We start from the raw sequence: 6,307 nt of genomic DNA on the forward strand, positions 1-6,307 counted from the left end.
GTCCGCGGCGGCGGAACGAGGCGGATCGTGACGATTATTTTTTGGCGTAAGACGCTGCCGGATTGGTGGTCAGCAGACGCAGAAAACTCGCCAGACATGCCGCGCCGGCAAAGCCTGCACCGAGGCCCAGCGCCAGTCGCGAACCATGCAGGGCCGACATGCTGAAGCACAAGGCCACCAGTGCGGCGCCGACGCTTTGACCGAACAGACGGGCGGTGGCGACGATGCCGCTGGCGCCGCCGCTGCGTTCCGGCGGCGCGCTGGTCATCAGCGCTTTCAGATTGGGCGACTGGAAGAAGCCGAAGCCCATGCCGCACACCAGCATGCGCCACGAGATGTCGAACACGCTCGGATTAGCCGGCATCAAGGTCATCAGCACCAGGCCGATGCACAGCATCGCCAGACCGAAGCCGCCCAGTATGCCGGCCGGATAACGGTCCGACAGACGGCCGGCGATCGGCGCCATGATGGCGACGGCGACCGGCCACGGCGTCATCAGCAGACCGATGTCGACCTGGCTGCGGCCGAGATCGTGATGGAAGAAAAACGGCAGCGAGACGAACGCCAGACCTTGCGCGGCGAAGGAACACACGGCGGTGACCGCCGACAGCGCAAACATCGGGCGGCGGAACAGATCGACCGGCAGCATCGGCGCCGGATGCGAGGCTTCGCGGCGCATCAGCAGATAGCCGCAGACCAGCGCTGCGATGAATTCTGCCACCACCACGCTGGTATCGGCCTGATGTGCGCCTTCGCCGATGGCGAGGATCAGCAGGCCGAAGGCGGCGGCGTTGAGCAAGGCGCTCTTGATATCAAAGTGATGGGTCGACTTGGGTGTGTGCGGCAGCGCAGGGATCGCCATCAGCAGGCCGACGATGCCGAGCGGCACGTTGACCGCAAACAGCCACGGCCACGGCGCAATCGCCAGAATCCCCGAGGCGACGCTGGGGCCGACGGTGAAGGCGATGGCGACGATCAGCGTGTTGATGCCGACGCCGCGTCCGAGCGAACGGGTCGGGTAGATGTAGCGGATCAGCGCTGTATTGACGCTCATGATGCCGGCCCCGCCCAGTCCTTGCAGGAAGCGCGCGACCGTCAGCGAGGGCAGCGACCACGCCACTGCGCACAGCAGCGACGCCGCGGTGAACAGCGCCAGACCGGCGATATAGATGCGGCGGTAGCCGACGATTTCACCCAGCGCCGCCAGCGGCAGCAGCGACACCATCATCGCCAGCTGATAGGCCGTCACGATCCAGACCGAGGCGGCCGGGGTGGTGTTGAGATCCTTGGCCATGACCGGCAGTGCGGTGTTGGCGATGGCGGTGTCCAGCGTGGCCAGGCCGACGGCGATCAGCAGCGTGATGATGGCGAGCGTTCGCTTGTCGTCAGGCAATCCTTCTCCTGCGATGACGATGTGGTGATGGGGGGCAGAGGCGGTAGCCGCGGACTTCGAAGGTTCCATTGGGGCGATAGTCGGGTAACAGGTGAGGAAGAGGGTGGCGCGGGCGGCATGGGCGGACATGAAAAAGGCTGAATCACCCGCACGAAAGCCTCGGCCATGATATACGGGAACCGCAGATGCTGCAGACGCGGGCCGTTTTTTGGCTGTACGGGGCACCTCCCGAGCTGTTCACGGTCTTAGTTGTTCATCGATACTGATTTCGAGTATTTTCTAAAGAATATAAGATAGATTTCTGATTCGATAGCGTCGTTGTTTACAATGGCGCTCTATCCTAGCGAGAACGATTTCATGTTAAAGCAGGCTGTTTTGCAACAACCGGTATCTCATTCTCCCGCTTCCCGACCGTCCGGCGTCTTGCCCGGGTTGTCATTTCGTCAGCTGTTGCTGGCGGCATTCCTGCTGATTGCCGCGCTGCTGAGCGGCACCTCCGTGCATGCCTTGTTTACCCTGGAGCGCATGTCGGCGCACAGCCGCGAAACCGCAGGCCAGGCCGTGCGCCTGACTGAGCAGGCACAGCGTCTGGCTGAACGCACCGTCTCCATGGAGCGCAGTGCACGGCAATTCCTGGTGCTGGACGATCCTGCATTCCGCGATCGCTATGCCGAAGCCTGGCAGCAGGCCAAGTCCGCGCTGGCAGAATTGCAGCAGGCGCTGCCGCAAGCGCCTGCCGATGCGTTCGCCTCCTGGAATACCTATGGCGAGGCGGCCTGGACCGTGCTGCAGTCGGATCAGGGATCCAGCGTGCCGGCATCGCCGGAGCCGGGGAAAAATGCAGCACAAAGTTCGGCGCAGAAAGCCGCACAAGCGGCGGCGCAGAAGCTGGCGCAAAACCAGCGCAAGCTCGACCAGCGCGCCTTGTTTGAAGCCTTCGCCCATCTGCCTGCGCTCAACGAGCAACTGGCGCTGGAGAGCAAACGCGAGGTGGAGCGCCGCAACAATGCCTTGTCCAATGATCTGGAGCAGCAGCGCAAGATGCTGACTTTCCAGGTGATCGGCGCCATCGTGCTGGCGGTGCTGCTGGCGTTCTGGTTCGGCATGTGGCTGTCGCGGCCGCTGGCGCGCATGGAAGCGGCGATCGGACGGCTCGGCGACAATCGCTTCGATCAGCCTATCGTGGTCAAGGGACCGGCCGACTTGCGCCGGCTCGGTCAGCAACTCGACTGGCTGCGTCAACGCCTGGCCGATCTGGAGGCGGAGAAATCGCGTTTCCTGCGCCATGTTTCGCATGAACTGAAGACGCCGCTGGCGGCTTTGTGCGAAGGCGCGGCCTTGCTGGACGATGAAGTGGCCGGCAAGCTGACCGATAGCCAGCGCGAGATCTCGCGCATCCTGCGCCAGAACACGCAGTCGCTGCAGACTCAGATCGAGGATTTGCTGCGGTATAACGAAGTGGCTTTCGATGCCCAGCGCATCAACCGTCTGCCGGTCGATCTGCGTGCGCTCTTATATAAGGTGATCGACGACCAGCGTTTGCAGTGGGTGGCGCGCGATCTGAAGGTCGAGGTGGAGGGCGGCGCCAGGACTGCGGTGCTGGATCCGGACAAGTTCGCGATCGTGTTGGCCAACCTGTTGTCGAACGCGGTGCGCTTCAGTCCGCAGGGCGGGACGATACGTTTTGTGCTGTCGGGCAGCGAAGGGCGCGTGCGCATCGATTGCGTCGACCAGGGGCCGGGTGTGGCGGCCACCGACGCGCACCGGATCTTCGATCCTTTCTATCAGGGCCTGAATCAACCGCAAGGCGCGCGTCACGGCAACGGCATCGGTTTGTCGATTGTGCGCGAATATGTACTGGCGCACAACGGCGATGTGCAACTGGTGCCGCGTGACGGCGGCGGGGCGCATTTCCGTATCGAGCTGCCGGATGAAAGTTAGAGTCACTTCCATGAAAACAAAAATACTTCCTTTGCTTCTGAGTCTCCTGAGCTTGCTGCTGGCCGCGTGCGCGACACCGCCACAGCCGCCGGAAGCACCGACCACCACCGTCAAGCTGGTGACGACAGCGGGCGGCATGGACGACTTGCTGGTCTACCACCAATCTCTGCGTCGCCTGTCGCAACAGGAGCTGGGCCGCGAGTTGCAGGCGCTTAACGCACGTCAGGGCGGCGCCATGCTGGCGATGCAAAAAGCCATGGTGCTCGGTCTGACGCATGACGCCAACGATCTGGCGCGCGCGCAGGTGCAACTGGGCACGGTATTGAATGCCACAGATTCCGACGCGGTGGCCTTGAAACCGTTGGCGCAACTGCTGGTGAGCAACTACGCCGAGATGCGCCGCCTGAGCGACAACGCTGAAAAAGCCGGCCAGCAGGCCAGGGAAAGCCAGCGCCGCATGGACCAGCTGAGCGAGAAGCTTGAAGCGCTCAAGAACATCGAGCGCACCTTGCCGGGCCAAGCCAAATAGATGGAAAAGCCCGTGAGCAGCCCGCGCCATTTACTGTTGGTCGATGACGATGCGGATCTGCTGCAACTGTTGTCGCTGCGGCTGAGGGCCAACGGCTATCGGGTAACCGCGGTGGGCAGCGCGGAGGCGGCGCAGGCGCAGATGGCGATTGAGTTGCCGGCGCTGGTCATCAGCGACATCCGTTTGCCGGACAAGGACGGCCTGGCGCTGTTCGACGAAATCCGCGCGCAGTATCCGGCACTGCCGGTGATCCTGCTGACGGCGCACGGCACCATTCCCGATGCGGTCGACGCCACTACACGCGGTGCCTTTGCTTATCTCACCAAACCTTATGACGCCAAGATCCTGCTGGCCAAGATCGCGCAGGCGCTGAGCCTGACGGCTTGTGATGATGCTGCCGGCGATGCGATCGGTGATGATTCGTGGCGCGAAGAACTGATCAGCCGCAGTCCGCGCATGGCGGAGGTGTTGTCCGAGGCGCGGCTGGTGGCGGTGTCGGATGCCAGTATTCTGATTCGCGGTGAAAGCGGCACCGGCAAGGAATTGCTGGCGCGCGCCATCCATCGCGCCAGCCGCCGCGCCAGGGCGCCTTTCATTGCAGTCAATTGCGCGGCGATTCCGGAGCAGCTGCTGGAGTCGGAACTGTTCGGCCATGTCAAAGGCGCGTTCACCGGCGCGGTCGAGCATCGCAAGGGTTTGTTCCAGGCGGCCAACGGCGGCACCTTGTTTCTCGACGAGATCGGCGACATGCCGCTGCCGCTGCAAGTGAAGTTGCTGCGCGTCCTGCAGGAGCGCACGGTGCGCCAGGTCGGCGCCAATGATGCCGTGCCGGTGGACGTGCGGATTCTGTCGGCAACCCATCGCGATCTGGATGCGGCGATGGCCGACGGCTCGTTTCGTGAAGATCTCTATTACCGCTTGAATGTCGTGACGCTGGCGCTGCCGGTGCTGGCTGAGCGCCGTGAAGACATCGCCCTGCTGGCCAACCATTTCCTGCAATTGATTGCCGCCAAGTATCAGAAGAAGCTCAACGGCTTCGCGCCCGATGCGCTGGAAATCCTGATGATGGCCGCCTGGCCGGGCAATGTGCGGCAACTCTATAACGTGGTCGAGCAGGTGTGCGCGCTGTCGACCGCGCCCTTGATCTCGGCGGCACTGGTGCAGCGCGCCCTGCGCGTGCCGGCGCTGGAGGTATTGCGTTATGCCGACGCCAAGCAGCGGTTCGAGCGGGACTATCTGATTCAGCTGTTGAAATTGACGGATGGCAACGTCACCGACGCGGCCCGATTGGCGGACCGGAACCGGACCGAGTTTTACCGCCTGCTGCAGAAAAACGGTCTCGATCCCAGTGTTTTCCGCGGAGATGACGAGGGTGTCGCCGCTGAGCGACAAGAATAAGTTTTTATAAATCAGTGACTTAGCTGATCCGGCCAGGATGGTGTCGCTCTCAGGCGACGAAAAATCGGCGATATTGGCGGGTTTGTTGCCGGTCGGCAGCGATAAATTTCTTTAAGTTACTGAATTCATTCAGGTTTTCTGATCTGGCATGGCCTTTGCGAAGGAAAGGGCAGGTAGCGCTTCAAGCGTTGTCTTTCTTTTTCACACTATAAGGACATCATCATGCAAACCACTAAAACGATCTCGACGCTGGTTACTGCCGCTTTCCTGACCGCCGTTGCCGCACCTGCCGTCTACGCCGCCGATGCTTCCGAGACTTCTTCGTCGCCTACTGCGCAAAAAGCCGGCGCTTATGTCGACGACTCCGTCATTACCGCCAAGGTGAAGGCTGCCTTTGTAGAAGATAGCCAGGTGTCGGCCCTGAAGATCAAGGTCACCACCAAGAAGGGTATCGTTACCCTCGCAGGTGCCGTGCCTAATGCCGAAGCCGGCCAGCATGCCCTGCAAGTTGCTGCTGCCATCGACGGCGTGAAGGACGTCAAGAGCGCTCTGACCGTCAAGGCAAGCTAATCTGAGCGATTTGTTGCGGTGCTTATGATGCATTAATTGCCGCATTGAAACAAAAATTCAGCCCGCCCCGTCAGGGGTGGGCTGAATGCATTTGAAGTTCAAAAAATTTTTAATGAGCGAAATTCAGTGTTGGTGCGGGTTTGCGGCAAAGTCGCGTAAAAAGTTTAAATAATTTGGCAAAAATAGTTGCACGGATCTGAAAACCTTTGCTATAGTTCGCCTCCCCGCTGACGAAGCGACGCAGCAAAAAGCAAGACGCAGCGAGCTAGGTGGGGATCTGCTGCTGACAAACAAAACGATTTGTTAGCGACGCAAGCGGTAGTCAATACGGCGGCGAAGCAGTCAAGGTTCTTTAAAAATTAACAGTCGATAAGCGTGGGCGTTTAATGAAGTGCGACAGACTTTCGGGTCTGGAAACTTTAAATATTTAAACGCTCACAAAGAAATATAGGTAAGAAATTATCTGTCAGTATTTT

The 6,307-nt window shown here is 60.7% G+C and carries 5 protein-coding genes; 4 read left to right on the top strand and 1 reads right to left on the bottom strand.

Translation table 11 applies throughout. The features are described from left to right. Window positions 1-34: 34 nt before the first annotated feature. The gene (locus AC1RN6_RS20885; RefSeq protein ID WP_493007376.1) at window positions 35-1,462 is read right to left on the bottom strand and encodes an MFS transporter; all 1,428 of its coding nucleotides are present in this window, start codon (window positions 1,460-1,462) and stop codon (window positions 35-37) included. Between the two features lie 288 nt (window positions 1,463-1,750). Here AC1RN6_RS20885 and AC1RN6_RS20890 point away from each other — a divergent pair, with 288 nt between their 5' ends. The 4 genes from AC1RN6_RS20890 (at window position 1,751) to AC1RN6_RS20905 (ending at window position 5,831) form a co-directional block, all read left to right on the top strand. Continuing rightward, on the top strand, window positions 1,751-3,334 hold the full coding sequence (locus AC1RN6_RS20890) for a sensor histidine kinase (RefSeq protein WP_493007354.1): 1,584 nt from the start codon (window positions 1,751-1,753) through the stop codon (window positions 3,332-3,334). A 10-nt stretch (window positions 3,335-3,344) separates the two neighbouring features. Beyond that, window positions 3,345-3,863, top strand: coding sequence for a hypothetical protein (locus AC1RN6_RS20895; RefSeq protein WP_493007355.1), 519 nt, complete (start codon window positions 3,345-3,347; stop codon window positions 3,861-3,863). Continuing rightward, complete coding sequence (locus AC1RN6_RS20900; RefSeq protein WP_493007356.1) at window positions 3,864-5,261, top strand: sigma 54-interacting transcriptional regulator; 1,398 nt, start codon at window positions 3,864-3,866, stop codon at window positions 5,259-5,261. It begins immediately after the preceding gene. Between the two features lie 222 nt (window positions 5,262-5,483). Continuing rightward, complete coding sequence (locus AC1RN6_RS20905) at window positions 5,484-5,831, top strand: BON domain-containing protein (protein ID WP_050480004.1); 348 nt, start codon at window positions 5,484-5,486, stop codon at window positions 5,829-5,831. Window positions 5,832-6,307: the final 476 nt, after the last annotated feature.

Source organism: Herbaspirillum sp. GW822-FHT03A08 (assembly GCF_058801885.1).

Coding starts and splice junctions, on each gene's coding strand:
- AC1RN6_RS20885 (WP_493007376.1), bottom strand. CDS start 1,462: ATGGAACCTTCGAAGTCCGCGGCTACCGCCTCTGCCCCCCATCACCAC.
- AC1RN6_RS20890 (WP_493007354.1), top strand. CDS start 1,751: ATGTTAAAGCAGGCTGTTTTGCAACAACCGGTATCTCATTCTCCCGCT.
- AC1RN6_RS20895 (WP_493007355.1), top strand. CDS start 3,345: ATGAAAACAAAAATACTTCCTTTGCTTCTGAGTCTCCTGAGCTTGCTG.
- AC1RN6_RS20900 (WP_493007356.1), top strand. CDS start 3,864: ATGGAAAAGCCCGTGAGCAGCCCGCGCCATTTACTGTTGGTCGATGAC.
- AC1RN6_RS20905 (WP_050480004.1), top strand. CDS start 5,484: ATGCAAACCACTAAAACGATCTCGACGCTGGTTACTGCCGCTTTCCTG.